The organism is Streptomyces poriticola (assembly GCF_036689765.1).
Classification (GTDB): domain Bacteria; phylum Actinomycetota; class Actinomycetes; order Streptomycetales; family Streptomycetaceae; genus Streptomyces; species Streptomyces poriticola.
This window is the reverse complement of sequence record NZ_JBAGKH010000018.1, coordinates 44,054-70,993: the sequence shown is the minus strand read 5'-3', so window position 1 is coordinate 70,993 and position 26,940 is coordinate 44,054. Positions and strand designations below refer to the sequence as shown.

The window sequence follows — 26,940 nt, the reverse complement described above, 5'->3', positions numbered from 1 at the left end:
GTTCCTCCGCAAGACCGGCTGGGACCCGCGCGAGGCCGGGGGCTCCTACGCGTACTTCCGGGTACGCCCCGAGGCGGTCCAGGCCTGGCACGAGGAGCGGGAGCAGCAGGGGCGGCATCTGATGCGGAACGGGGCGTGGACCGCCTAGGGGCACCGCTCGCACACCGGGCTCCGGAGCAGGCCCGTCGGCCCGCCCGGCGGGGCCGGACGGACGGGCGGACGGACGGGCCGGACGGACGGGCCGGACGGACGGGCGGACGGGCGGGCGGACGGGCGGGACGGACGGGCGCCCCACGGCGGGACGCCGACGGCGCCCGCGGGGACCGTGGACCGGGCCGGGGCGCCGTGCGACGGTTCCGGCGCGGCCGGTCAGCAGTACAGGTTGCCTCCCGTCGGAACGCCGAGGATCTGGGCGAACTGCTGGTACTTGCTCACGCGGCTCTGCACCTGCGCCGGATTGCGGCCGTCGCACTCCAGGGAGCCGTTGATGGAGCGGATGGCGTGGCCGAAGCCGGCGCCGGTGACCATGGCGTTGTGGCCGGTCATGGAACCGGGGCCGGACTGGGTGTTCCAGTACCACAGGGCGGTCTTCCAGGCCACGGCCGCGTCGTTCTGCACCAGCCACGGGTTGTTGAGCAGGTCGAGGCCGAGGGCGTCGCCGGCGGCCTTGTAGTTGAAGTTCCAGCTGAGCTGGATCGGGCCGCGCCCGTAGTAGGCGGCCTGTCCGGCCGGGCAGCCGTAGGGCCGGCTCCAGTCGCAGTAGTGCGGGTAGTTGGCGGTGTTCTGCTCGACGATGTGGACCAGTCCGCCGGTCTCGTGGCTGACGTTGGCGAGGAAGGCCGCGGCCTCCTGCTTCTTGGTGGTGTCGCTTCCGGTGTTGGCGAAGCCCGGGTAGGCGCTGAGCGCGGCGGTCAGACCGCCGTAGCTGTAGAACGAGTTCCGGCCCGGGAACATCTGGTTGAACTGGGCCTCGGTGACCACGAAGTCGCCGACGGGGGTCTCGGAGCCGCCGCAGGCGTACGGGTCCCAGTACCAGGTGCTGATCGTCGGGTCGTAGCCCGGGTTGGCGTGCTCGGCGATGTAGGCCCGGCCGTCGGTGTACCGGACGATGTCACCGGCGGCGTAGGACCTGCCGGCCACCCAGTTCGGATAGCTGGAACAGGGTGCGGCGGCGGCCGGCCCGGCAGGCAGCAGCACCGGGACGGTGCCCGCGAGGGCGAGGGTGGTCACGAGGGCGGAGATACGGCGTCTCGACACCTGGTCAACTCCTTTGCGGGACACGGCCGCTCCCGTGCCCGCGCAGGGCTGGGCGGAGCCCCGGGTGCGCGTGCCGGCCCGGCCGGCCACGGCGTCGGGGGCGGCCGTGGTGGGGGGTTGTGGTGCCACACTCAATCGCTTTGGTCTGTACCAGTCAAGGGTGTAGACCAGTTCGGCCCCACCGGATTTCGGCGGGCCGGCGCCGGGCGCGCGGCGGACTCAGCCCAGCGGCTTCTCCAGCACCGCCTTTCGATGGCTGAACGTCTCGATCGACCAGCGGCCGTGATAGCTGCCCATTCCGCTCTCCCCCACCCCGCCGAACGGCAGGTCGGAGACGGTGAGATGAGCCAGCGGCAGCCCGTGGCCGAGGCCGCCCGAGGACGTCTCCGCGGCGAACCGCTCGCGCACCTCGGCGGAGTCGGTGAACACGTACAGGGCGAGCGGCTTGTCGCGCTCGTTCACGAATCCGACGGCCTCGTCGGGGCCGGCGACGGTGACGATCGGCAGGATCGGACCGAAGATCTCCTCCTGCATCACCGGTGCCGCGGGGTCGACATCGGCGAGCACGGTCGGCGCGAGGTACTTCGCGCTCCGGTCACCGACGCCACCGACGACCACCCGGCCGGAGCCGAGCAGACCGGCCAGCCGGTCGTAGTGGCGCTCGTTGACGATCCGGCCGTAAGCCGGGGAGGCCGCCGGGTCGGTGCCGTACAGCGCCTCGACGGCGCGGGCCAGGGCGCCTTCGAGGGCCCCGGCGGTCCCCGGGTCGGTGAGCACGTAGTCGGGGGCGACGCAGGTCTGGCCGGCGTTGAGGAACTTGCCGCGCACCAGCCGGTCGGCGACCACGTCGAGGTCGGTGCCGCGGTCGACGAACGCCGGGGACTTGCCGCCCAGTTCGAGGGTGACCGGGGTGAGATGTTCGGCGGCGGCGCGCATCACGATGCGGCCGACGGTGCCGTTGCCCGTGTAGAAGATGTGGTCGAACCGCTCGGCGAGCAGTGCGGTGGTCTCCGGGACGCCGCCCTCGACCACGGCGACGGCGTCGGTGTCGAGGTACCCGGGCAGCAGCCGGGCCAGCGCAGCGGAGGTGGCGGGTGCCAGCTCGCTCGGCTTGGCGACCACCGCGTTGCCCGCGGCCAGGGCGCCGACCATCGGGGCGAGCAGCAACTGGACAGGGTAGTTCCAGGGCGCGATGACGAGGACGACGCCGAGAGGGTCGTACTGCGTCCAGGCCCGGGCGTCCGCGCCGAGGTGCTCCGGGACGGGGGCGGGCTCGGGGCGCAGCCAGCCGTCGAGGCGTTCGAGGGTGTGGTCGATCTCGCGGACAGTGAAGTCGATCTCCGTGCGGTGCGCCTCGGCGGAGCTCTTGCCGAGGTCGGCGCGGAGCGCGGCGGCCAGGTCCGGGCCACCCTCGGTGAGCAGGGCGCGCAGTCGGCGCAGTTGGCCGGTCCGCCAGCCGACGGGCCGGGTGCGGCCGGTGCGGTAGGTGCCGCGCAGCCGGGCCACGGCGTCGGCCGGCGGCTCGGGGGCGGGGCTCTCGGGGGCGGGATGGTTCACGGTGCCTCACTCGTGGTGCGCGCGGGCGTCCCGGCCCGCGGTCGGGGTGGCGCCGGACGGTCCGGTGACGGCCCGGCGGCATCAGATGTATATGCCAACCTTTTGTCGCCGACATGTGTTCCACGGATCGGCCTCCATCACCGCACACCGCTCCCACCACTACACATAAGGGCTAAATAAGAGCAGAATGAACATACGCGGTGCTTACCGCATACCGCATCAGAAGCGGTCGGCCCTGTCAGTCAAAGGAGACGACTCATGGCCAACGTCTCGCACACCAGAGGTGACATATCGAGCCATCCTGATGCCCAGGAGATGCGGGCCCGCTACGCCCGCATGCTCGGCGGGCGTGACGTGGCACTCGTGGACGGGCCGGTGTTCCTGCTCGGCCTGTACTGTGCCGTGTCGCCGTGGATAGTCCACTACACGGCGAGCCAGCCCGCGCTCGTTCCCCACAACCTGATCATGGGCATCGCGATCGGTCTGCTGGCCCTCGGGTTCACCAGGGCCCCGGAGCGCATGTACGGCCTGAGCTGGGCCATGTGCGCCATCGGCGTGTGGATGATCATCTCGCCCTGGATCGTCGGCACCAGCCCGGACGCCGGCGTCGTGTGGAACAACGTCGTCATCGGTGCCCTGGCCGTGCTTCTGGGGCTCGTCTGCGCCGGTACGGCGGCGAGGAGCGCCCCCAAGGCGTAGCGGCCCCGGGAAGCACCCACCGGCAACAGGCCGGTCCGCACCCTGCGGACCGGCCCGTGCAGCGCCGGACGGCCGCCGCTCAGTCGCTCGGCACCAGCCAGGGCTCCTGTGCGAGCGGACTGCCGGTCTCCGGCATCGACTTGAGGTTGGACAGCGCCGCCGGCCAGCCCACCGCGACCTGGGCGCGCTCGGTCTCGCCGGCGAGATTCTCGTGGGTGACGGTCAGGCGGACGATGTCCGCGTGCCGGCGGATGTCGAACGTCACCCGGGAGTGCCGGTCGGACCGCTCCTCGTCTCCGGGCTCGGCCCAGGTGGTGACCAGCCGGTGGGGGCGTTCGCTCACCTCCACGACGCCCACGACGCCCACGACGCCGGAGCCGTCGGTGCGGACGTGCGCCCAGCGCGATCCGGGCTGCCCGGGTGACTGCGCCGGGAGTGCCCGCCGGACCGGAGGGGCGCTACAGGTGCGCGCGGTCCCGCCCGGAGCGGCGCCGGACGGCCCGGCGCCGGAGCCGACGGAGGAGATCCGCGCCGCACCGCCGCTGCCGCGGCGGGCGCGGGGGATCGGCGGTAGCCGCCGGTTCGCCCCGCCCCTCCCCGTCCGCCCCCGGTTGCACCGCCGCACAGGCCGGCCGCCGTCGGGGGCGTGGACGTCGTCCGGTCGCGTCAGGCGTTCGCCCCGGGCCGGAAGCGCCGGTGGAGGACGGCGCCGCCGAGGACGAACGCGACGCCGCCCGCCAGGGCCGGGAGCATCGCGTCCGTGCCGGTGTGCGCGAGGGCACCGGTGGGCGGCCGGGCCTCCTCCGGCGCCGGCATCGGGCGGTCGGCGGGCGGTGCGGGCGGCTGGGGGGCCGGCTCGGCGGGGCGCTGCGGGCGCGAGGGGCGCTCTCCGGGACCGTTCACGGACTGGTTGCCGGTCGCCGGGGTGCCGACGCCCACCACGTTCACCGAGTTGCCGCTGACGTTCACGGGGAGGCGGACGGGCAGCTGCACGCCGTTGCCGGAGAGCACACCCGGTGAATCCTTTCCGCGGCTCCCGGCGGCGGCCGTGCCGGACGACGCGGGGCCGCCCGCCCCGTCGTCGCGCGCGCGGTCGCCCTCCCGGTCCGCGCGGCCGGTGGCGGCGCAGCCGTTGCCCGCGGCGGGGTTGAGGAGTCCGGCCACGTTCACGGTGTTCCCGCAGACGTTCACCGGGAGGTGCACCGGCAGCTGCACGGTGTTGCCGGAGATCAGCCCGGGCGAGCCCGCCGCGGTCCCGTCCGCGGCGGCTCCGCCGGAGACGTGCGCCGACGCCGGGACCGTCACGGCCATCGCGCCGGAGGCGGCGACGGCGAGCACACCGTATCGGGTAACCCTTCGCATGAGGTTCCCTGCCTTCCAGACATGGTCACGGGCGCTCGCCCGCACCGGATAAAACGCGGGCGCACCATCCGAGTTATGGCTTATCGGCCTTTCACTCCATCGAGTGGCCCGTTTGTCGAACGAGCGGCAAAGAAGCCGCACACACTCGCGTCTCGCACACGCGTGCGAGACATGCGGGGGGGTCCGCCCGCCCGGAGGCGCGGCCCCGGGGTGCCGCTTATGGTGAGCGAAGGCGCCGATCTCCGGTCCGCGACGGGGCGCCCGGGAGGCATCGATGCAGGTCAGGCTCTCGATACGGTCCTCGCTCCGGCGCTGTGCGGTCATCGGTGCGCTGGTGCCGGCTCTGCTCGGGGCGGGGCTGCCCGCCGTGGCCGCGGACGACGGCGACGGCGAGGGGACGCCCGGCCTGTCGCGCTTCTACGACCAGACGATCGGCTGGTCCGCCTGCAAGGGCCTGGACATGCCCGACGACCTGCAGTGCGGGAAGGTCACGGTGCCGCTCGACTACGGCCGCCCGGACGCGGGAACCCTCGACCTGGCCCTGGCCCGGCACCGGGCGACGGGTGACTCCCGGGGCTCGGTGCTGCTGAACTTCGGCGGCCCGGGCGGCTCGGGCGTCACCGGACTCGCCGTCGGCGGCAAGGAGTTCATGCATCTGACCAACGGCTACGACGTGGTGGGCTTCGACCCCCGGGGGGTCGGCCGGTCCTCGCCGGTCAGCTGCGGACCCGGTTCCGTGGAGATCATGGAGGCGACGGACGGGGACGAGGATCTGCGCGACCCCGAGGAGGTGCTCCGTCAGCTGCGCAGCGCCGCCGCCGAGTGCGCCGAGCACTCCGGTCCGGTCCTGCCCCGCATAGGCACCGTCGACGCCGCCCGCGACCTGGATGTGATGCGGGCGGCGCTCGGCGACGACAGGCTCAACTACCTGGGCTTCTCCTACGGCACCCGGCTCGGCGCGGTGTACGCGGCACAGTTCCCCGACCGGGTGGGCCGGATGGTGCTGGACGGGGTGGACACCCTGACCGAGCCCCTCACCGAGCAGGGGCTGGCCGGCGCCCGGGGGCAGCAGCGGGCGCTGGAGCACTTCCTCCTCTGGTGCACCGAGGGCGTGGGCTGCCCCTTCGGCCAGGACTCCCGCACCGCCCGCCGGCAGATGGTGCAGCTCGTCCGCTCGCTGGACGAGGATCCGCTGCCGACCGCGTTCGGCGAACCGTTCACCGGGCAGGACCTGGTGGGTGCCGTCGGGCAGGCCCTGTACAGCCGCGAGCTGTGGCCCCTGCTGGCCCGGTCCCTCGCCCTGCTGGTGGAGCACGGCGACCCGAGTGCCCTGGAGGGTTTCGTCTCCGGCGGCGTCACCTTCCCGGTACGGCGCGCGGCGGACGGCGGCCTCACCGACCCGGAGGACATCCCGCTGGACAACCTCCCGGCGGCGCTGATGGCGATCAACTGCGCCGACGACCCCGACCGCCCCACCGCGGAGCAGGTCACCCGCTCCCTGGAGCGGCTGCGCGAGCGGTACGAGGAGGCCTCGGAGGTCTTCGGCCGCTACCGGCTCACCCAGGTGTTGATGTGCTACGGCCGTCCCAAGGGCACCGACTACATCCGGGACGAGGTCAAGGACCTGGACACACCGAAGATGCTGCTGGTCGGCACCCGCGGCGATCCGGCGACTCCGTACCGCTGGACCGTGCAGACGGCCGCGCGGCTCGGCCCGTCCGCGGTGGTGCTGGACAACAAGGGCGAGGGGCACACCGGGTACGCCTCCTCCGAGTGCGTGCACCGCAAGGTCGACGACTTCCTGCTCTACGGCTCCCTGCCGCCCAGCGGCAGCTCCTGCGGCTCCCCGGACCCCGCGGGCGAGGACGGCGGCGAGGGCGCCTGAGCGACGGGCGACGGCGCGTTCCGGCGGGCTGCACCGCCGGAACGCGCCGCCGGGCTGCGCGCCCCGCGACCGCATGTCCCCGATGTTCGGGGATACTCCGAATGCCCGACCGGCTCATCGGTCCTATCGTGCTGACATGGAGCACGATTTCAGTCCCGCCACCCTCGCCGAACTGCGGCGCCCCCGCCCCTATCCCGCGGTGTCGGTGCTGACGCCGACGCACCGCCGCGAACCCGACAACGCCCAGGACCGGCTCCGGCTGCGCAACGCGGTCACCGAGGCCAAGAGGCAACTGGAGGCCGATCCCGCCGTCAGCCGGGACCGGCGTATCGAGGTCGCCCGGCAGCTCGACGCGGCGCTGGCCGAGGTCGATCTGGCGCACGCCGAGGAAGGGCTGGCGATCTTCGCCGCCCCGGGCGAGCACCAGGTGTGGACGCTGGCCCGGAGCGTGCCCGAGCGCGTGGTGCTCTCGGACACCTTCCTGACCCGCAACCTGGTCGCCGCACACACGGCCGAGCGGCCGTTCTGGGTCCTGTCCGTCGCCGCCGACCAGGTCACCCTGTGGAGCGGCGGCACGGACCGCGTCGTCGAGGACCGCACCGGCGGCTTCCCGATGACCAGGGCCGAGACCAACTTCGATCCCGAGCGCCAGGAGCGCATCGGGGACGCACCGAGCACGTTCCGGGACGAGGGCATCCGCCGGTTCCTGCGCGACGCCGACACCGCGCTGACCGAGGTGCTGCGCCGTCATCCGCGCCCGCTGTACGTCACCGGCCCGCAGGCCGCGCTGGCCCTGCTCGACGGGGCGGCGAGCACCGCCCGGGGTGCGGTGCACATCCCGCACGGCGGGCTGGCGCACGGCACCCCGGAGGCGGTGTGGCAGGCGGTGCGGCCGCTGCTCGCCGCCGAGGCGCGCCGCTCCACCGACGCCGTGGCCCGGGAGCTGGAGTCGGCCCGCGGGCGCCGGGACTTCGCGGCCGGCGTGGACGAGCTCTGGCAGAGCGCCCGGGCGGGCCGGGTCCGGCTGCTGGCCGTCGAGGAGAACTACCGGACCACGGTGGTCGACCTCGGCGACCATCTGGAGCCGGCCGGCAGCGGCGATGTGGACGCCCGCGAGGACATCGTGGACGAGATCGTCGAGCAGTGCCTGGAGACCGGTGCCGACGTGCGCTTCGTCCCGGACGGCACGCTCGCGGACGCGGACGGCATCGCGGGCGTGCTGCGGTACTGAGCACCGGCGCCGCAGGTGGGTGACGGCCGTCCGGCGGCACTCCCGGACGGCCGCAGCACCGGACTTTGCGAACACCCGCCCGTCGAACACACAGGCGCCCATGCAGCGACCCCTCCCGTCCCCCAAGTCCCTTACGTCTCCTGCTGTTTGGCCTTGCGGCGGGTACGCAGTTCCGGGCGACGGAGCCGCGCGGCGGAGACTATGACATATGCCCTCGGCATCGCCGTATCGGGTGTTGCCAAATCCCTTACAGGGCAACGCGGGCTGTGCAACAGTCGTAACGGTCCTTCCCTCAGCCTCGGTTCCGCCTTGGTCGCGTACCGTCTGCACACCGGAGTGCGTCATGCCGTCCCATCTCTCCGCGGACCGTCCCTCCGCCCAGCCGCCGGGCCGCGGCTCGGTCGAGGCGTTGATATCGCAGACGCGGCGGCTCAAGGGCGATGTCGACGCGGTGCGGCGCGGTGCGCAGGCCGAGGGCACGGACCCGCGCGAACGCTGGCAGCGGGCCCTCTACGACCTCGCCCTGCACCAGCTCGACGATCTGGACACCCACCTGGCGCAGCTGCGGGACGGCCCGCTGCCCGCCCCGGCGCCGGCGCCGGCCCCGCAAACCGCTCGGGCCTGGTCCGGGTCGCTGCTCAGCCGGGTCGGCAGCGCGGAGTGGAATCTGCTGACGGACGAGGCCGACTGGTCCGGTGAGCTGTACCAGATCCTCGGCCGGGACCCCGGTGCCGGGCCGCTCACCCTCGACGAGCTGCCGTCCCTGGTGGTCGACGAGGACCGGCCGAAGCTGACGGCGATGGTCACGGACTGTCTCGTCGACGCCCGGCCGATCGACGGGGAGTTCCGCATCGCGCGCCCCGACGGGCCCGCACGGACCGTGCACATCATGGGCGAGCCCGTGCTCGACGCCGACGGCAGCACCGCATCCATGTGGGCGGTGCTGCGGGACGTCAGCGAACTGCGGCGCAGCCAGCGGGTGGTGAGCGAGACCCGTGACTCGCTCCGCCGTGATCCGCCGCGACCGCAGGACGGGCACCGGGCCGGCACGGAGCCGCAGAAGGCCGCGCCGCCGAGCCGGCCGGGCTTTCTGCGGCTCCCGTCGCCGCACCGCTCCGCGCCGCTGGAACTGGCGGCCGGCGGGCTGCCCGACGCGGGCCCGGACGCCTGGGGACGGTACGAGGGCAGGTGGTACGACGCGTGCGACCTTGCCGACGGCGACCTCCTGCTCAGCATGGGCACGCTGACGCCGCACGCCGCCGTGCAGTCGCCGGACCCGGCGCTGCTGCTGGGCACCCTGCGCGGCCTGGCGATGGCGGGCACCGGCCCCGGACCGCTGCTGGAGGCGCTCGGCCGACTGCTCGACGCCACCGGGCGCCCGGCTCTGGCCGGCGCCGTGTGCTGCCGCTACCGGCCCGGCACCCGCACCCTGGTGTGGGCGCACACCGGACACCCCGCCCCCCTGCTGTTCCGCGACGGGACGGGGCGCCGGCTCGACGCGGAACAGCAGGGGCAGGCGGAGCAGCTCCTCGAACCCGGCGACCTGCTGGTCCTGCCCACCGCCGAGCCCGGTGACATCCCCCGCGATCCGCTCGCCCTGGGCCCGCGGCTCGCCGAGGACCGCACCGCGCAGGACGCCGTACACCTCCTCCTGGACGAGTTCGGCGCGTCCGGGCCTCTCTCCCCCGGTGACGAACCGGGTGTGCTGGTCGCCAGGGTGACGCCGTAGCCCCGGCCACCGCCCCCGGGCCGGGCAGCGCGCCCCGGCGGTGCGGCTATGCCTGGGCGCCGTCGGCCTTGCCCTTCCCTTTCGGCAGTGCCAGCCGGATCTCCTCCCGCAGGTCCTGGATCTTCGGATAGCCGGCGTACTCGGCCGTGAGCCGGTACATCTGACGCAGCCGGTCCCAGGTGCGGTGGGAGGAGTTGGAGCCCATCGACATCAGTGCCAGCCGGGCGTAGCGGTCGGCCTGCTCGGGGTCGTCGGCGATGAAACAGGCCGACGCCATGGACAGATGATCGAAGATCTTCGAGCGCTCCCGGCCGTCGATCCGCAGTTCCAGGGCCTTGTCCGCGTAGTACTGGGCGTGCGTGGCCGCCCCGGGCTCGAACTCCGCCAGGGTGCGGTAGGCGAGCGCCTGCATGCCGTACAGATCCTCGTCCTTGAAGGTCTGCATCCAGTCCGGCGGCTCGATGTCGTTGCGCTCGGAGACGAAGAGGTCCTCCGCCCGGCCCAGGGTGCGGCGCATCGCCTGGCCCTTGCCCATCGACGCCTGCGCCCACGCCTCGATGGTGTGGAACATCGCCCTGGTGCGGGGAAGCAGCTGCACACCGGAGCCCGAGGTGGCGAGCTTCATCAGGTGCAGTGCGTCGCCGGGACGGCCCAGATGCACCATCTGGCGGGCCGCCCGGGACAGCGCCTCGCCGGCCCGGGGGCGGTCCCCGCCCTCGCGTGCGGCGTGCGCGGCGATGAGGAAGTACTTCTGCGCCGTGGGTTCCAGACCGACGTCGTGCGACATCCAGCCCGCCAGGACGGCGAGGTTGGCGGCGACGCCCCACAGGCGCCGCTGGAGATGGGGTGGGTGGTGGTAGGCGAGCATGCCGCCCACTTCGTTGAGCTGGCCCACGACCGCCTTGCGCTGGAGACCGCCGCCGCGGGCGGCGTCCCAGGCGCGGAACACCTCCACCGAGCGCTCCAGTTCCTCGATCTCCTGCGACCCGACGGGGGCGGCCTCGTAGCGGTCGAACCCGGCGGGGTCGGCGGTGTGCAGGGGATGGTCGAGGTCGGGAGCGTCGGCAGCCAGGGCCGGGTCGGTGTGCAGCCAGTCGTGCATGGCGTTGCTGAGTGCGGATCCCGCGGCGAGCGCGGCGCCCGCGCCCACCAAGCCGCGTCGGTTGAGCATGAGGTCCATTCCCGTGAATTCGGTGAGGACCGCGGCGGTCCGCTCGGGCGCCCACGGCACTCCGTCGGGATGCTCGCTCCCGTCGCCCTGCCGTTTCCCCGCACGCCCGTGCCGGACCAGACCGAGGTCCTCGATGGTCACGACACGGCCGAGACGCTCGGTGAACAGGGCTGCCAGCACCCGCGGCACGGGATCGCGCGGGATCTCTCCCATGTCGATCCACCGCCGCACCCGCGAGGTGTCGGTCGCCAGCTGGGGGTGGCCCATGGCCGCCGCCTGCCGGTTGACCAGCCTCGCGAGTTCGCCCTTCGACCAGCCGGCCAGGCCGAACAGGTCCGCCAGGCGGGTGTTGGGTTCTCCGCTCACGTCAAGCCCCCAGGTTCTCGGCTGAGTTGACAGTAGCCCGGCAGGACATGCCGGGCGACTATTCGCCACGGTTCGCCAGGGTGCGCCAGATGGTGTGCCAGGGCTCATCGGGTGTCAGGTAGGAACGCGCCACCCCGACCCGGTCGCCGCAGGGGCATTCCCCAGGGTGCGTCCGCGTCGGCCAGGTCCGGGTAGCGCGTCGGCCCTTCCGCGAGGCGTTCCGCCTCCCGCGGAGCGTTCGACGAGCTCCTCCTCAGGCACAGCAGGCACACGAAGGGATCTGTCTCGCCCATGTACGCAGCATCGTCCCCCGTGTCCGCCCCGTCCCGGTCGCTGCACCCCCGTCCGGCGGGCAGCGGTCCCTACCTCGCCCCGGCGCGCCCGGCGGCCCCCGTGCTCGGGGCGGGCCGGGCGCGGCGCGCGACGGGCCCCGGCGCGCAGCCGCTCAGCGGGAGAATCGACCTGTCCGGCCCCCAGGGCACGCAGCTGCGCTCGGCGATCGCCTCGGTCAACCGGATCTGCCCGGAGTTCGCACCGGTGCAGGTGCTGCGCCGCAGCGGGCGGTCGGTGCTCCTGGTCGGCACCACCGGGCGCAGCACGGCGGTCGCCAAGTGTTTACTGGACCACTCCCCCGCCTGGGCGGAGCGCATCCGGCACGAGATAGCGGCCTACCGCTCGTTCGTCCGGCACCGCCCTCCGGTGCGGGTGCCGAGGCTGATCGCGGCGGATCCGGACAACTGCACACTCGTGGTGGAGCGGATGCCGGGGCGGGTGGCGGCACTCCAGCGGCACCCGGCGGACACGCCTCCGCGGCCGGACATCCGGGCGGCGCTCGGGGCGATCTGCCGGCTGAACGCCTGGCGACCGCCGGCGGGCACCTTCGACGCCCCGCTGGACTACGCGGCGCGGATCTCCCGGTACCACGAACTGGGGCTGCTCACCGACCGGGACCTGGGCGATCTGCAGAAGCTGCTGCACGGCATCGCCCATGCGGCGGGCCGGCACGGCATGGGGCAGTTCTGCCACGGTGACGCGCTGCTGTCCAACATGCTGCTGTCACCGGCCGGTCCGGTGCTGGTGGACTGGGAGCACGCGGGCTGGTATCTGCCGGGCTACGACCTGGCCACGCTGTGGTCGGTGCTCGGTGACGCGCCGGTGGCCCGCCGTCAGATCAGCCAGATCGCCCAGTCGGCGGGGCCGGCCTCGCGGGACGCGTTCCTGGTGAACCTGATGCTGGTGCTGACACGGGAGATCCGGACCTACGAGACGGCCGTGCAGCGCTCCATGCACGACCCGGCCCCGGCGGCTCCGTCCGCTGCTCCTCCGGGGGCGGTGCCGTCCGGGGAGGAGCAGCGGCTGCTGCTGCGGCGGCTGCACGACGACTGCCAGCTGGCCCGGCGGGCCGTACGGGCGGCGGTCGGCACTCGCTGACGGGCACGGCAGGCCCGCGGTGCGCAGGTCCGGGCGCACCGCGGGCCTGCCGCGTTGCGCAGCCTGCGCCGTGGGTGTGGGCGGGGTGGGACTCTCCGGTCAGCCCTGCTGGAAGAGCTCCGCGGGGAGCGGCTTGAGCAGGGCGTACAGGTCGTCGGTGATGGGGCGGTCCCAGGAGGCGATGGTCACCAGGACCTTGTCGCTGCGGTCGAACTGCACACAGGAGATCCGGCCCTCGGAGAGCTTGACACGGCGCACGATCAGCAGGTTGTCGCCCTGCATCACCGGTACGTCCTCGCTGCCGACGACGGTGACCTCGTCGTCGTTCTCCAGCGCAAGCAGCAGCTGGGCCACCTCGAAGGGGGGCTGTCCCTCCGGCAGCTCCCGGGCCGGGGACCCCTCCGGCAGATTGCCGATGATCATCGCGGGGCCGCGTCCGCCGAACAGGTCGTAGCGCAGGAAGACACCCTGGCAGCTGCCGTCGGGGGCGGGCAGCAGCCCGGCACCCAGATTGCCGGGCCAGTCGCCCGGGTCCATGGCCAGGACGTCGAAGTCGGGCCCGGCGGGTGTGGCGCTGCGGCGGCGGAGGAACGACATGCCGCCATGGTACGTGGCCGGACCGGTCGGGCGGCGTGCGGGCGGCCCCCGTTCCGGGGGCCGCCGTGCGGGGTGACGGGCACCGCACCGGTACCGTGGCGGGGCCGCCCAGAGGTCGTCCCGCCGGCCGCCTCGTGCCGCCCGCAGTCTCATGCAGTCGGCCGCCTCATGCAGTCGGCCGCCTCATCCCGTCGATGGCGGCACCACCGCGACGGGGCTCGCCGCGTGCAGCACCACGGCCTGGGTGACCGAGCCCATCATGCGGGCCGGGGCCAGCAGCCGACGGCGGTGCCGGCCGACGACGACCAGCTCGGCGTCCCGGGAGGCGGCGACCAGATGCGCTGCGGCGGCGCCCGGCCCCACGTACAGCCGGGCGTCGACGTCGGGGTGGCGGGCTCGGTGCGGGGTGAGGAAGCCGTCGGCCAGGGCCCGGGTCTCGTCCTCGACGGCCGTCTGGTCGATCATCGGCGGCACGATCTGGCCGGGCGCGGCCCAGGGCTGCACGGGCGCCGGGTAGGCGGCGATCACCTGCAGGCGGGCGTCACGCAGTGCGGCCTCGGCGAAGGCGAAGGCGAGCGTGGCCTCGTCGGGGCTGTCCACGTGCAGTCCGACGACCGTCCGGGGGCCGGGTCCGGCGGGCTCCTCGCCGTGGACCTCACGGCCGGGGCGGGGCACCACGACGACCGGGCACTCGGCGTCGCGGGCGACGGCCAGTGAGGTGGAACCGAGCAGCAGACTGGCGAAACCGCCGCGGCCCCGGGAGCCGGCCACCAGGAGCTGGGCCTCGGCGCCCAGCTCCGGCAGGGTGGCCTCGGGGGAGCCGTCCAGGCCCACGTACCGGGTGTCCGTCGCGTCGGCGCGGTCACGCAGGTGGGCGCGGGCGGCGTCGAGCACCGGGTCCTCGTAACCCGCCGGAGGGGCGACGGCCAGGATCTCGGAGCGGCCTCGGCCGGGGTGGTTCCGTACGTGCACCACATGGAGCGGGGCGTCGCGCCGGCCGGCGGCGTCCCGGGCCCAGTCCAGGGCGCGCAGGCTGTCGTCCGACCCGTCGACCGCCGCGATGACCGGCAGGGTGCTCATGGGTTCCTCACCTCCGGAGTACGACCGTTCCCCTCCCTGGCGCCAGCCTCGCTCAGGCGCCGGCGACGGGAGGGCACTCCGGGTCGCGTGTCCGGAAAAACCGGGGCAACACCCCCGGTTCAGGTGAGGTCGAACTCCCCCTCCCGCGCGCCCGTCACGAACGCGCCCCACTCGTCGGGGGTGAAGATCAGGGAGGGGCTCTCCGGGCGGGCGCTGTTGCGCATGGCGATGAAGCCCTCGACAAAGGCGATCTGGACATCCCCCCGGCCGCGGCTGCTGGACTGCCACTGTGCCTTGCTGAGGTCGAGTTGCGGCTTGTCCCAGCCGGTGAGCGGGCGCTGGTGGGTGGTGGTCTCGGCCACGTCCGTGCTCCTCCCGATGACGTCGTCCGCGGCCAGCCTAGCGATCGTCCCGGGGTGCCAACAGGCCACGTGGGGAGGACCTTTCAGGTGGTGGGGGGTTCGCTGCCGACCAGCCACACGGCGAAGAACTGGGAGCCGCCGCCGTAGGCGTGTCCGAGTACCCTCCGGGCGCCGTCGACCTGGTGGGTTCCGGCCTGTCCGCGGACCTGGAGGGCGGCCTCGGCGAACCGGATCATGCCGGAGGCGCCGATGGGGTTGCTGGACAGCACGCCACCGGACATGTCGACGGGCAGGTCGCCGCCGAGTTCGGTGGCCCCGGACTCGGTGAGCTTCCAGCCCTCGCCGGGCGCGGCGAAGCCGAGGTTCTCCAGCCACATGGGCTCGTACCAGGAGAACGGCACGTACATCTCGACGGCGTCGATCTCGCGCCGCGGGTCGGAGATGCCGGCCTGCCGGTAGACGTCGGCGGCGCAGTCCCGGCCGGCCCGGGGCGAGACGAAGTCCTTCCCGGCGAACAGGGTCGGTTCGCTGCGCATGGCGCCGCCGAGCATCCAGGCGGGCGGCCGGGGCGCGCGGGCGGCTCCGGAGCGGCCGGTGAGGACCATGGCGCAGGCGCCGTCGGAGGAGGGGCAGGTCTCCGAGTAGCGGATCGGGTCCCACAGCATCGGGGAGTTCTGCACCTTCTCCAGGGTGATGTCGTGTTCGTGGAGGTGGGCGTAGCGATTCCTCAGTGCGTTGCGGCGGTCCTTGTAGGCGACCAGGGCACCGATGGTGTCGGGGGCGCCGCTGCGCCGTATGTAGGCGCGTACGTGCGGGGCGAAGAAGCCGCCCGCGCCCGCCAGCAGGGGCTGCTGGAAGGGGATGGGCAGGGAGAGCCCCCACATGGCGTTGGACTCGGACTGCTTCTCGAAGGCGACGGTGAGCACGGTGCCGTGCACGCGCGCGGCGACCAGGTCGGCCGCGACCAGCGCGGTGGAGCCGCCGACCGAGCCGGCGGTGTGCACCCGCAGCATCGGTCTGCCGACGGCGCCGAGGGCGTCGGCGAGGTACAGCTCGGGCATCATCACGCCCTCGAAGAAGTCGGGGGCCTTGCCGATGACGACGGCGTCGATGTCGGCCCAGGTCAGCTCGGCGTCGTCCAGGGCGCGCCGGGCGGCCTCACGGACCAGTCCGGCGATCGACACGTCCCGGCGGGCGGCGACGTGCCGGGTCTGGCCGATGCCGACGACGGCGACGGGCTCCTTGGTCATCGGGGTTCCCCTTCGAGGACGGCGACCAGGTTCTGCTGGAGGCAGGGGCCGGAGGTGGCGTGGGCGAGGGCGCGGCCGGACGCGCCTCGGTGGATGCGGGCGGCGGCCTCGCCGATGCGGACCAGTCCGGCGGCCATCAGCGGGTGGGCGGCGAGGGCCCCGCCGGAGGGGTTGACGCGGACGTCGTCGCCGAGCCGGAGGGCCCGGCGCAGGATCACCTCCTGCGAGGTGAACGGGGCGTGCAGCTCTGCGGTGTCGACCGGCCGGCCGAAGGCGCCGGCCCGTTCGGCGGCCAGCCGGGTGGACGGGGAGTCGGTGAGGTCGCGGACGCCGAGGGCGTGGGCCTCGATGCGGTGGTCGATGCCGCGGATCCAGGCGGGCCGCTCGCACAGCTCCCGGGCGCGCTCCCCGGCCGCGAGGATCACCGCGGCGGCGCCGTCGCTCACGGGCGGGCAGTCGCCGGTGCGCAGGGGCCGTACGACGTACTCGCCGTGCGGCACCGGGGCTCTCAGCTGGGCGTGGGGATTGGCAGCGGCGGCCTCGCGGCTGCGGGCCGCGACGGCGGCGAGTGCGGGCTCGTCGGTGTGGCCGGCGTCGATGAGCGCCTGTGCCTGCAGGGCGGCCAGGGCGACGGAGTCGGGCCAGAGCGGGGCGAGGTAGTAGGGGTCCAGCTGCCGGGTGAGGACGTCCCGCACCGAGCCGGGCGAGGACTTGCCCCAGGCGTAGACGAGCGCCGTGTCGGCCGCGCCGGAGACCAGTTTGGTCCAGGCCTCGTACAGCGCCCAGGCGCCGTCGGTCTCGACGTGCGACTCGGCGATCGGCGGCCAGGCGCCGACGCCGTCCAGGGCGAGGGTGAAGGAGAAGGCGCGGCCGGCGAGGTAGTCGCTGGAGCCGGAGCAGGTGAAGCCGATGTCCGCGGTTCTCAGGCCGGTGCGGGCGAGCACCTCGTGCAGCACCGGCATCAGCATCTCGACCTCGGAGAGCTCCTGGCTGCTGCGCCGGTGGCCGGTCTGCGCGAAGGCGACCACGGCGATGTCCCGGTGAGCGTCGTCCTGTGGTCCGGTCACAGCAGCTCCTTGTACGTGTCGTAGTCGGCGTCGGGTTCGCCGGTGGGCCGGTAGTGGTCGGGGTAGCGGCTGTCCGGGGTCCACACCGGTTCGACGCGCAGGCCCATGCGTACCTCGTCGTAGGGGATGCCGCCGATCCGGCCGTGCAGGGCGAGGTCGGCGCCGTCGAGGGCGATGTGGGCGTAGACGTAGGGGACCTCGATGTCGAGGTTCGCCGTGTGCGAGGCCTTGATGTTGACGATGCAGTAGGTGGTGACCGTGCCGCGCGGGCCGACCTCCACCTGTTCGGCGGTGGCCAGTCCGCAGGTGGGGCAGGCGCCGCGGGGCGGGACGTACACCTTGCGGCAGGAGGGGCAGCGTTCGCCGGTGATGCGCCGGCCGGTGAGGGCGGTGAGGAAGGCGGTCTGCGCGCGTCCCGGTGTGTAGGCGTAGTCGAGCCGGGCGGGGGCGACGATGCCGGTCACGGGGTCCGCGAACTCGCCCCCGTGCCCGGTGGGCCGGCCCGGGGCGCCGCCGTACGGTTCGAAGCAGGCGATGTCGGTGATGGCGCCGTGCCGCTCGGCCGCCCAGCGGATCCGCACCCGCAGGCCGGTGCGGACCGCGTCGGGGCCGGGAGCGTCGAGGGCGTGCAGGAGGGCGGTGCCGGCGCCGTCGAGGCGGACCAGTACCCACGCGAAGGGAGCGGTCAGGGGCTGGCCCGGGCGGGGGGAGGGGTTCCAGGCCCAGGTGGTGACGGTGCCGGTGGGGGCGACCTCGACCAGGTCGGCGAGCTCGTCGGCGGTGACGGGGTCGTACTCGACCGGCGGGACCAGGACCCGGCCGTCCCGGGCACGGACACCGAGGACGACCCGGTCGCGCAGGCCGCTGAGGAAAGCGCTCTGGACCGGGCCGAGGGAACGGGTGAAGGGGAACTCGACGGCGAGCGGGGCCTTGAGGATCTCGGGCATGCGGGATCGCTCCCTCGGGGTGTCAGGCTCGGCGGTAGACGGGCGGGCGTTTCTCCGCGAAGGCGCGGGCGCCCTCCCGGGCGTCGGCGGTGTCGAAGACGGGCCATCCGCGTCTCAGTTCGGCGGCGAGCCCGTCGGTCTCGGTCATCCCGGCGGTCTCGTACACCGATGCCTTGACGGCCTCCACGGCCAGCGGGCCGCAGGCGTTGATCCGCTCGGCGGTCTCCAGGGCCTTGTCCAGGGCGGTGCCGTCGGGGACGACATGGCCGATCAGGCCGATGGCGGCAGCCTCGCGGGCGGGGTACGGGCGGCCGGTGAGCAGCATCTCCAGGGCGTGGGTGCGGGGGATCTGGCGGGGCAGCCGGACGGTGGAGCCGCCGATCGGGAACAGTCCGCGCCGGACCTCGTACAGGCCGAAGACCGCCGACTCGCCGGCGATGCGGATGTCGGTGCCCTGGAGGATCTCCGTTCCCCCGGCGACACAGGCGCCCTCGACGGCGGCGATCACCGGCTTGCGGGGGCGGTGGTGGCGCAGCATCGCCTTCCAGTGCAGGTCAGGGTCGGCGGCGAGCCGCTCGCGGTGCTCCCGTCCGGCCATGCCCTCGCCCGCCAGCGCCTTGAGGTCCATGCCGGAGCAGAACGCGCCGCCCGCCCCGGTCAGCACGACGGAGCGGACGGTGTCGTCCGCGTCGGCCTCCAGCCATCCGTCGTGGAGGCCGATCAGCATGGGCAGGGAGAGGGCGTTCCTCGCCTCGGGCCGGTCCAGGGTGAGGACCAGGGTGGCGCCCTCACGCCGCAGGGTGAGGTGTTCCGTCCCGTCCATCGCCGTCTCCCGTCTGCAGGGCACGCGCCCGAACGAGAACAGGTTGCAGGAGGCGTGGACGCACTTCAAGAGTTTCCTGACACTCAGTCAGATTTGTGCTGCCGGAGCCCTTCCCACCCGGGCCGCCCTTTGCTCTGATGACCGGCAACCAGGGTGCGGGGAGCGAGGGCAGGAGGAGCGGTGGAGTACAACCTTGCCGACCTGTTCGAGTCGGTCGTCGACGTGGTGCCGGACCGCGAGGCGCTGGTGTACGCGGACCATCCGGGGACGGGCGCGGAGCGCCGGCTGACCTACGCGGAGCTGGACGCCGCGGCCGACCGGATCGGCCGCCATCTGCTGGACAGCGGGGTGCGCCCCGGAGAGCACCTGGGGCTGCACCTGTACAACGGCGTGGAGTACCTGCAGACCCTGCTCGGCTGCCTGAAGGCCCGGATCGTGCCGGTCAACGTCAACTACCGCTATGTGGAGGAGGAGCTGGTCCACCTCTACCGGGACGCCGATCTGACGGCGCTGGTCTTCGACGCGGAGTTCTCCGACCGGGTGGCGGGCGCGCTGCCGCGCACGGAGCGGCTGCGGCACCTGGTGCGGGTGGGCACATCGGCGCCCGGGGCGGCCGAGGTGCCGGCGGTTCCCTTCGCGGACGCCGAGGCGGCCGGGGCCCGGGGGCGCGGGTTCGCGCCGCGTTCGGGCGACGACCGCTTCATCATCTACACCGGCGGTACGACCGGGATGCCGAAGGGCGTGATGTGGCGGCAGGAGGACCTGTTCTTCGCCGGGCTCGGCGGCGGCGCACCGACCGGTGACCCGGTACGGCGCCCGGAGGAACTGGCCGAGCGGGTCGCCGAGGGCGGCTCCGGCATCACCTTCTTCCCCGCTCCCCCGCTGATGCACGGCACGTCCACCCTCACGGCGTTCATCGGCTTCCACTTCGGTCAGCGGGTGGTGCTGCACCGCCGGTTCGTGCCCGAGGAGGTGCTGCGCACGGTCGAGCGGGAGCGGGTCACCAGTCTGTCGCTGGTCGGCGACGCGATGCTGCGCCCGCTGATCGACGCACTCGGCGGACCGCTCAGGGGCACCGACTGCTCGGCACTGCTCAGCGTCTCGTCATCCGGCGCGATCATGTCGGAGACGGTGCGCAGGCAGTTCCAGGAGCTGGTGCCGCATGTGCTGCTGCTGAACAACTTCGGTTCCTCCGAATCCGGATTCAACGGTACGGCCACGGAGGACGCGGGCGCGGAGCGCGGATTCCGGGTCCGGGTCAACTCCCGTACCCGGGTGGTGGACCCGGTGACCCGTGCGCCGGTCGCCGTCGGCGAGGCAGGCAGGGTCGCGCAGTGCGGCCACGTCCCGCTCGGCTACTACAACGACGCGGTGAAGACCGCCGAGACGTTCTTCGAGCGGGACGGCGAGCGCTGGGTGCTGCTCGGCGACATGGCCACCGTGGACGAGGAGGGCGTGGTGACCGTCCTCGGCCGGGGCTCCCAGTGCATCAACACCGGCGGGGAGAAGGTCTACCCGGAGGAGGTCGAGCAGGCGCTCAAGGCCCATCCCGAGGTGTACGACGCACTGGTGGCCGGGGTGCCGGACGCCCGCTGGGGGCATCATGTCGCGGCGGTCGTCCAGTTGCGCGAGGGCGCCGGGCCGCTGACCCTGCAGGACGTGCAGCAGCACTGCCGCTCCCGGCTGGCGGGATACAAGATCCCGCGGCAGCTGGTGCTCACCGGGGAGATCCGGCGCTCGCCGAGCGGCAAGGCGGACTACCGGTGGGCCCGGGAGGTGGCGGTGGCGGCGGCGGACGGGTGAGCGGGTACGGCGGGGTGAGGCGGGCACCCTGCCACCGCGCCGGTATGCGCCCCGCAGGGCCGCCCGGGCCGTGGGACTACGGCTCGCCGCGGGACACGACCAGGGACTGGATCTCCGGGAGGGTGTACCAGTCGCTGGTGACGAAGCTCGCATGGGCGGCGGCCAGTTCGGTCACGCGGGCCCGGGCCTCCTCCGGTGCCGGGTGGGTGCCGCTGATGGGCGGATGGACGCCGTGGGCGCCGGTCATCACCAGGACGTAGTGGTTGGCCGCGTACCAGGCGGTGTCGACCGACTCGCCCAGCCAGGCGGAGGCTTGGGAGTCGAAGAGGACGAACCACGGGCGGATGCTGCGCTCGTAAGCGTCGCGGGGGTCGCCGGTCCCGGACCCGGCCGCGGGAAAGATCTGCGCGTCACCGATGCTTCCCGTCCCGGCGAGATCACGGAGCCGGGCGGCGTACTGCTCGTTGGAGGGCCAGAAGTCGAAGGGGTTGCGGTTCTCGACGGTACCCGGGATGACGTTGAGCAGGACCCGGCCGGCGAGCTGCTGCCGGGTGGGCCAGTTCCCGGCACGAGCGGCCTCGTCGAGGGTCGTGTACGCGCCGCCGCCGGGCTTGGCCAGCAGGTCCGCGGGGCGGAAGACGCGCTCTCCCAGGTGCTTCCGGATCAGGCGGTCCAGCTGGGCCGGGTCCATGCCGAAGGCGGTGGCGTAGCCCAGTTTCAGTTCCAGTTTGATCATCAGGGGTCCGCTTTCGGGGTGCGCCTCGAGCCAGACGCGGACGTTGTCCAGGCAGTGCTCGAGGTACTTGCTCGTGCCGCCCGCGTAGAGGTCCCCCGGCATCGAGGCCGAGGTGCAGTTGTTGTCGTTGCCCAGCGGGTTGGCGTGGCTGACGTGCCACCGCTTGGTGAAGACGTTCGGCCAGGCGTCGATCTCGATGAGGCTGGTGCCCGTGTCCAGGGCCCGGGCGAGGTACGGGAAGGCGCTGCGCTCGTAGGTGTTGTGCATGCCGACCGTGGTGGCCGACGTGAAGGGCAGGTCGTCGGCGGGGGCGGCGGTGGCGGGCCGGGTGGGTAACACCAGGCCCGCGAGGAGCATGACGAAGGCGAGCAGGGCGGCTCGACGGGGCATCGGAGGCCTCCTCGGGCGGGGACCGGCAGGGACGGCGGCCGAGCGTACCGACCGACGGAGACCTTGGGAATGGACATGACAGATCTGTCGGCCGGAGGGCCGTCGTCGCAAGGCCGGCCACCTGCCGCTCGCCCAGGACCCGGACCGCTCCGGGGCGTCACGTCCCGCCAAGGTGCCCGTGCACCGCGTGGACGCCTCGCCGCCACCTGCGGTGCGTCCGGCCGCGCCGGCGTTGCCGCATGAGCCACGACCGAATTCCGTCCGTGGACGGACTCATGGCGCTGCCGGCCGACTGCCGGGACGTCTGGGACACTCCGGACCGCTCCGGTGAGCCGGTGGACATCCCGGACCACGGCCTCCGGGTGGCCGCCGTCCTCGCGGAACGCCACCCGGACGATGACCACGAGGAACTGCCGGCCGCCGGGCTCGTCCACGACATCGGCCACCATCTCGTCCCCGACGGCGAAGCGGGCCGCGGCACGCACGCCGCCGAAGCGGTCGAGGGACTCCCGGGACCGCGGCTCGCTCGTCCGGTGGCCCTCCGCATACCGGCCAACCCTGGCTCGCAGCCGCTGCCCCGGGGCTCGAACATCCCCGGAGAGCCGCGCGCACCCCCGGCTGCCAGGGCGGCCCGATGACACGGAGCCAGATCCTCGCGTTCGAGTTCCGATCCCGACCTCACGTCGGCGGTCGCACTGCGCCGCGCCCGACGACGCGGGCAAGGGCGTGGGCCTGCGGGTGCCGGGCCCGGACCCCTGGCGGCCTGCCGTGGAACGCCTCGCGTCCCGGGCGGCCCGCCGCGGGTGGACCACGCAGCCAGGACCGCGGCGTACCTCCGCCTCACGGCGGGTGCACTCCCGGGCGGCCCGTGACGCCTCAACGGCGGCCGCCGTCCGGGCCCTGCCGCCACATCGTCGACCGTACTCGCGCGCGCGTTCCGCCCGCCCTGTTCGGGGCGCGGCACGCCCCTTCCGCGAAGAGGCTCGCCCTTCCCGGCGGAGTGCGGCGGAGGTCCGGCCGGGGGCGACGCGGCGGGGAGGCGGTCGGCGTCGGCGCGCGCGGGCAGGCGCCGCCCCTGAGTTGCGATTGCCCGACGGCGGACCGATGCTGAGAAGTAGCGACGACCTGCTCGTCCTCAGGCCCCGTCGGGTCGACATATCCGGTTCTTCTGCTGTGGTGTCGCCGCGTGTCCTTGTCCGCGCACGCCCAGCGTTTGCGCCACACCGATGGCCCCGAACTGTGCGGCACAGAGAGGCCGACACCATGCATCAGATCGTTCGCGAACACTGGATCGCGTTCAACGACCCGCTCGAAGGCCGAGTCGACTTCATGTATCTCGACCAGAAGGGGTGGGTGAGCACAGGGATCGGCAACAAGATCGACCAGACCGCGGCGCCCCACTCCGCGCCGACTCCGGCGGAACGGTCCGCCTCCCTGGCACTGGCGCGGGAACTGCGATGGCTGGACGCCGGCGGATCCCCGGCGACGGCGGAGCTCGTCGCCGCCGAGTGGGACAGGGTCAAGGCACGCCTCGACCTCGCCCGCCAGGGCCACAAGGCCTTCAAGCCACCGTTCACCTCGCTGCACCTGACGGACGAAGAGATCGATCGCCATGTCTTCGCCAAGCTGGACCAGATGGAGTCGTTCCTCACCGAACGGCGCCCCGAGTTCCTCCAGTTCGCCTCCTGGCCGGCCAACGCACAGCTCGCGACGCTGAGCATGTGCTGGGCGCTGGGCCCGGCGTTCAGGTTCCCCAGATTCCAGGGCCATGTGTCGGTGCGCAACTGGACCGGTGCCGCAGACGAGTGCCACTTCACCCCCGACGAGGGAACCATCAGGATCCGGAACAGACTCGACCGGGCGCACTTCCTGCTGGCCCAGACCGTCGAGGCTCAGGGCCTGCCCGCCGACCGGCTGGCACTCGACCTGTCCGACGTGTTCGGCGTGCAGGGCGCGCTGCTCGCCCTCGGCTACGACCCGGGTCCCCAGGACGGTGTGGACGGGCCCCGTACCCAGGGCGCGGTCCGCGCGTTCCAGGGCGACAACGGACTCGACCGGAACGGGTCCTCGGAGGATCCGGCCACCCTGGCCGCACTGGGTTCGCGGCTCACGGAGTCCGGCTTCACCGTGCTCGGGGTCTGATCGGCGACGGCACTCGTGAGCGGCGACGGCACCCGTGGACACCGCTCGGAGCCGGGGACACGTCGCGCAGGTCGGCACTCGTCGGAGGTCGCAGGCTCCTGCTGCGACGTCACACACCCACGACACGGCTCCTGAACACGGCAGAACGATGGAACAGGTGATCGGCCCATGGCAGAGGACCAGGGCACGCGGCTGCTCCGGCTCGTGTCGCGCACGTTCGTGAGCGCGCTGGAGGAGGCTGCCGCAGCCGTCATGCAGGATCTGGCCGGCCTCCCCGTCGACGAGAGGTTCGCAGCGTCGCCGTACGCCGGAAGGATCCTCCAGGCGGTGCATCCCGACCATCCCGCTCTGGCGGTTCTCGACCGGCTGAGTGCCGATGCGGGCACCACGCACGCGGGGCTGCACGGCTGGAGGGACACTGCGGCCGACGACGCACCGCACGGCCTGGCGTTCGTCGCCACATCCGGGGACGGCGCCGTGGCGCTCCTCTCGGTGGTGCCCCAGGGGCACCCGGCAGTCACCGTCCGCGCGGCCGGTTTCAGCGGCGGTTCGATACCGCCGCTGCCGCTGCCGGGCGGGTTCACCCTGACCATCGGCGGCAACACACCCGGCGAACTGGCCGTCGGCCTCTCCTCCGAAACGCCGCCGGCCGTGCTCCAGCTCCCGGCGGGCTCCCGCGTCGAGCTGGCCCTGGCCCGTTCCGGTCCGGCGGAGCCCGTGGGTGTCGAGGGCGGACCAGCCGTCCAGTTCGGCGCGGTGAGCACCGGGGCCTTCGTCGGTGCGGACCCCACCGGAGAACTCGAACACGGCGGTCACCTGAGGCTGACCGGCGGGGAAGTGGTGCTCGCCCCGGGGTTCCTGCGCGGCATGCTCCCGGTGGATCTGGCCTTCCCGCTCGAGCTCGACCTGCAGGTCTCTGCGGGTGCCGGGGTCGTCATGGGCGGCAGCCCCTCGCTGCGGACCCGCCTGCCGGGATCCGGAGGGCGCTGGCTCGACCTGGCGCTCGAGGTCCCCGAAGCGGCCGGCACTGCGGCGATCCGCGCCTCGTTCGAAACATCGCTGACCGTCGCGCTGCCGGGCGCGCCGGTCGAGGTCCGGGTCGATGGGCTCGGGTTCGGCCTCCCGCTCTCGCTGAAGCCCGGCACCCCGCTGCTGCCGAAGCCGGCGGAGCTGCTGCCCGCGGTACCGGACGGTGCAGGGGTCTCGCTCGACCTCCCGGTCGTCGCCGGCTCGGGTGTCCTGGCCCGGATCGGCGACGACCTGGCCGGTGCGCTGTCGGTACGCATCCCGCCGATGTCGGCCTCCGCGTTCGGGGTGCTGTCCCCGGCGCGGGGCGACAACCCGCTGTCCTTCCTCGTCGTCATGGGGGCGACATTCCCGCCGCCCGGCGTCCAGATCGGATTCGGGTTCGCGATAACCGGGGTGGGCGGCGTGGTCGGCGTGAACCGGCGGATCGACCGGGACGCCCTGATGCGCGCGGTCTCGGACGGCACCGCGGCGCAGATCCTGTTCCCGTCCGACCCGGCCGGCACCGGGCGCAGTACGATCGAGGCCCTGCCCGCGATCTTCCCGGCCGCACGTGGATCCGTCGTCACCGGCCCGATGTTCCAGGTCGGCTGGGGCGGTCGCATCATCACCGGGAGTGTCGCCGTCCTGGTCGAGACAGGCAGCCAGGTCCGGCTGACCATCATGGGCAAGCTCGTGGTCGCGCTGCCCGATCCGGCTGCCCCACTGGTCTTCCTGCAGGTCTCGTTCGCCGGATTCATCGACCCGGCCGAACCAGGTGTCATGTTCGTCGCCGGCCTTGCCGGCTCCCACATCGTGGGGGCGCCACTGACCGGCGATCTCATGCTCCTGACCCGCGGCGGCGACGACCCGGCCCTGGTGATCAGCGCGGGCGGGTTCCACCCGGGCTTCCCGGTGCCGCGCGGCGTCCCGCCGCTGACGCGCCTGTCGATGGACCTGTGCCCGGTGCCGTGGATCGAGATGCGGTGCGAGGCGTACTTCGCGCTCACCACCAACACGCTGCAGCTGGGGGCAGCCCTCGAACTCATCGCCGAGGTGTCCGGCTGCGGACTGCGCGGGTTCCTGGAGTTCGACGCGCTGGTGCAGTACTCCCCGTTCCGCTTCGTCGCGGACATCAGCGGAGGAATCGCCCTGCGGGTCCTCGGCCGGACCCTCATGGGTGTCAGCCTCGCCTTCCACCTGGAGGGCCCCGCGCCCTACCTCGCCCGGGGGCGCGGCTCGATCGACTTGTTCCTGTTCGAGGTCTCCTTCGACTTCGAGATCGGCTGGGGATCCCCCGCGCCGGATCCCGTGGGCGGCGATGTCGGTCTGGACCTGCGCAAGGCCCTGGCCGATCCGGCCGCGTGGCGCTCGCGCGGGTCCGGCCGGCAGACGTTCGAGCTCACTGCCCGGTCCGAGAAGGCTCTCGAGGACGCCACCGTCGTGGATCCCTACGGAACGGTGTCGGTGCGCCAGGAGGTCGTCCCCCTCGGGGTCGAGATCCGGCGGTACGGCGGAGTACCGGTGCAGGCCCAGCGATGGGACCTCACCGGCGGGGATTTCGCCGAGGGGGAGCCCGCCGAGCACACGGTCGAGATCAGGGCCGACTTCGCACCGGGCATGTTCGTGCCGAGCCGGTCGGACGACGATGCCTTGACCAAGGAGGCGTTCGTGCGCCTGCGGTCGGGGATGGAGCTGCATCCGGAGTCCGCGGCCGGCCCCGAGTTCCGCCCGGCGGACCTGGTGTGGGAGGAGCGAGTGCTGGCCCGCGATATACCCATGCCGGTGCCGATGCCGTCGCCGGTGGGCAGGCGGGTCGTTCCGGAGATCCTGGACTCGGTGATCAGTGCGTCGTTCTTCCGGCACCGTCGCTGGTGGACGGTGCCCGAGATGACCGTCCAGGTCGCAGCGGCTCCCCCGGTGGCGGCCGCGTCGAGGTGGTCGATGGCCGCAAGTGGACTCGGCGCGGTCACCGGCCTGGAACTGGCACAGGCCGTCGCGGACTCCGGCGGAGCGCTCATGACCGTCGAAGCGTGGGAGATGTGACCCG

22 protein-coding genes are annotated in these 26,940 nt (G+C 73.4%); 9 read left to right on the top strand and 13 right to left on the bottom strand.

Annotated features, from left to right (window positions below; translation table 11 throughout):
* Positions 1-369: 369 nt before the first annotated feature.
* Both V5O46_RS21285 and V5O46_RS21280 read right to left on the bottom strand, forming a co-directional pair.
* The gene (locus tag V5O46_RS21285) at positions 370-1,257 is read right to left on the bottom strand and encodes a glycoside hydrolase family 19 protein (RefSeq protein WP_332886237.1); all 888 of its coding nucleotides are present in this window, start codon (positions 1,255-1,257) and stop codon (positions 370-372) included.
* 219 nt (positions 1,258-1,476) lie between these two features.
* Positions 1,477-2,814, bottom strand: coding sequence for an aldehyde dehydrogenase family protein (locus V5O46_RS21280; protein ID WP_332886236.1), 1,338 nt, complete (start codon positions 2,812-2,814; stop codon positions 1,477-1,479).
* A 258-nt stretch (positions 2,815-3,072) separates the two neighbouring features.
* On the opposite strand from V5O46_RS21280, the gene V5O46_RS21275 reads away from it, so the two are divergent.
* Positions 3,073-3,513, top strand: a complete 441-nt coding sequence (locus V5O46_RS21275) for an SPW repeat protein (protein WP_332886235.1) — start codon at positions 3,073-3,075, stop codon at positions 3,511-3,513.
* Between the two features lie 79 nt (positions 3,514-3,592).
* Here V5O46_RS21275 and V5O46_RS21270 read toward each other — a convergent pair whose 3' ends face one another.
* Positions 3,593-4,138: an SRPBCC domain-containing protein gene (locus tag V5O46_RS21270; protein WP_332886234.1), complete on the bottom strand. Its 546-nt coding sequence runs from the start codon at positions 4,136-4,138 to the stop codon at positions 3,593-3,595.
* Between the two features lie 41 nt (positions 4,139-4,179).
* The gene (locus tag V5O46_RS21265; protein ID WP_332886233.1) at positions 4,180-4,875 is read right to left on the bottom strand and encodes a chaplin; all 696 of its coding nucleotides are present in this window, start codon (positions 4,873-4,875) and stop codon (positions 4,180-4,182) included.
* Positions 4,876-5,149: 274 nt separating this feature from the next.
* Between V5O46_RS21265 and V5O46_RS21260 the strand changes: the two genes are divergently transcribed.
* The 3 genes from V5O46_RS21260 (at position 5,150) to V5O46_RS21250 (ending at position 9,720) form a co-directional block, all read left to right on the top strand.
* A complete protein-coding gene (locus tag V5O46_RS21260; RefSeq protein ID WP_332886232.1) occupies positions 5,150-6,760 on the top strand; it encodes an alpha/beta hydrolase in 1,611 nt (536 codons plus the stop codon).
* Positions 6,761-6,896: 136 nt separating this feature from the next.
* Positions 6,897-7,991, top strand: a complete 1,095-nt coding sequence (locus V5O46_RS21255) for a baeRF3 domain-containing protein (RefSeq protein WP_332886231.1) — start codon at positions 6,897-6,899, stop codon at positions 7,989-7,991.
* Between the two features lie 343 nt (positions 7,992-8,334).
* Positions 8,335-9,720: a SpoIIE family protein phosphatase gene (locus V5O46_RS21250; RefSeq protein WP_332886230.1), complete on the top strand. Its 1,386-nt coding sequence runs from the start codon at positions 8,335-8,337 to the stop codon at positions 9,718-9,720.
* Between the two features lie 46 nt (positions 9,721-9,766).
* Here V5O46_RS21250 and V5O46_RS21245 read toward each other — a convergent pair whose 3' ends face one another.
* The gene (locus V5O46_RS21245; RefSeq protein ID WP_332886229.1) at positions 9,767-11,257 is read right to left on the bottom strand and encodes a DNA-binding protein NsdB; all 1,491 of its coding nucleotides are present in this window, start codon (positions 11,255-11,257) and stop codon (positions 9,767-9,769) included.
* Positions 11,258-11,548: 291 nt separating this feature from the next.
* Here V5O46_RS21245 and V5O46_RS21240 point away from each other — a divergent pair, with 291 nt between their 5' ends.
* On the top strand, positions 11,549-12,688 hold the full coding sequence (locus tag V5O46_RS21240) for an aminoglycoside phosphotransferase family protein (RefSeq protein WP_332886228.1): 1,140 nt from the start codon (positions 11,549-11,551) through the stop codon (positions 12,686-12,688).
* 99 nt (positions 12,689-12,787) lie between these two features.
* Here V5O46_RS21240 and V5O46_RS21235 read toward each other — a convergent pair whose 3' ends face one another.
* The 7 genes from V5O46_RS21235 to V5O46_RS21205 all read right to left on the bottom strand — a co-directional run bounded on the left by V5O46_RS21235 (position 12,788) and on the right by V5O46_RS21205 (position 18,814).
* Positions 12,788-13,285 (bottom strand): hypothetical protein, encoded by a 498-nt coding sequence (locus tag V5O46_RS21235; RefSeq protein ID WP_332886227.1) that lies wholly within the window; start codon positions 13,283-13,285, stop codon positions 12,788-12,790.
* A 183-nt stretch (positions 13,286-13,468) separates the two neighbouring features.
* Complete coding sequence (locus V5O46_RS21230; RefSeq protein WP_332886226.1) at positions 13,469-14,365, bottom strand: universal stress protein; 897 nt, start codon at positions 14,363-14,365, stop codon at positions 13,469-13,471.
* Positions 14,366-14,484: 119 nt separating this feature from the next.
* Complete coding sequence (locus V5O46_RS21225) at positions 14,485-14,727, bottom strand: DUF397 domain-containing protein (protein WP_332886225.1); 243 nt, start codon at positions 14,725-14,727, stop codon at positions 14,485-14,487.
* 83 nt (positions 14,728-14,810) lie between these two features.
* Entirely contained in the window at positions 14,811-15,977 is a 1,167-nt protein-coding gene (locus V5O46_RS21220) for a thiolase domain-containing protein (protein ID WP_332886224.1), read from the bottom strand.
* Entirely contained in the window at positions 15,974-17,044 is a 1,071-nt protein-coding gene (locus V5O46_RS21215; RefSeq protein WP_332886223.1) for a thiolase domain-containing protein, read from the bottom strand. The genes V5O46_RS21220 and V5O46_RS21215 overlap by 4 nt, the downstream gene beginning before the upstream one ends.
* Positions 17,041-17,991 carry a Zn-ribbon domain-containing OB-fold protein gene (locus tag V5O46_RS21210; RefSeq protein ID WP_332886222.1) on the bottom strand — a complete coding sequence of 317 codons (951 nt, stop codon included), beginning with the start codon at positions 17,989-17,991 and terminating at the stop codon, positions 17,041-17,043. Before V5O46_RS21210 ends, V5O46_RS21215 begins: the two co-directional genes overlap by 4 nt.
* A 22-nt stretch (positions 17,992-18,013) precedes the next feature.
* Positions 18,014-18,814: a crotonase/enoyl-CoA hydratase family protein gene (locus V5O46_RS21205; RefSeq protein WP_332886221.1), complete on the bottom strand. Its 801-nt coding sequence runs from the start codon at positions 18,812-18,814 to the stop codon at positions 18,014-18,016.
* A gap of 180 nt (positions 18,815-18,994) precedes the next feature.
* On the opposite strand from V5O46_RS21205, the gene V5O46_RS21200 reads away from it, so the two are divergent.
* Complete coding sequence (locus tag V5O46_RS21200; RefSeq protein ID WP_332886220.1) at positions 18,995-20,617, top strand: acyl-CoA synthetase; 1,623 nt, start codon at positions 18,995-18,997, stop codon at positions 20,615-20,617.
* Between the two features lie 76 nt (positions 20,618-20,693).
* Here V5O46_RS21200 and V5O46_RS21195 read toward each other — a convergent pair whose 3' ends face one another.
* Positions 20,694-21,743, bottom strand: coding sequence for a phosphatidylinositol-specific phospholipase C domain-containing protein (locus tag V5O46_RS21195; protein WP_332886219.1), 1,050 nt, complete (start codon positions 21,741-21,743; stop codon positions 20,694-20,696).
* A 239-nt stretch (positions 21,744-21,982) separates the two neighbouring features.
* Between V5O46_RS21195 and V5O46_RS21190 the strand changes: the two genes are divergently transcribed.
* The 3 genes from V5O46_RS21190 to V5O46_RS21180 all read left to right on the top strand — a co-directional run bounded on the left by V5O46_RS21190 (position 21,983) and on the right by V5O46_RS21180 (position 26,936).
* Positions 21,983-22,381, top strand: a complete 399-nt coding sequence (locus tag V5O46_RS21190; RefSeq protein WP_332886218.1) for an HD domain-containing protein — start codon at positions 21,983-21,985, stop codon at positions 22,379-22,381.
* A 625-nt stretch (positions 22,382-23,006) separates the two neighbouring features.
* Positions 23,007-23,885, top strand: a complete 879-nt coding sequence (locus V5O46_RS21185; RefSeq protein WP_332886217.1) for a peptidoglycan-binding protein — start codon at positions 23,007-23,009, stop codon at positions 23,883-23,885.
* Between the two features lie 168 nt (positions 23,886-24,053).
* Entirely contained in the window at positions 24,054-26,936 is a 2,883-nt protein-coding gene (locus V5O46_RS21180) for a DUF6603 domain-containing protein (RefSeq protein ID WP_332886216.1), read from the top strand.
* Positions 26,937-26,940: the final 4 nt, after the last annotated feature.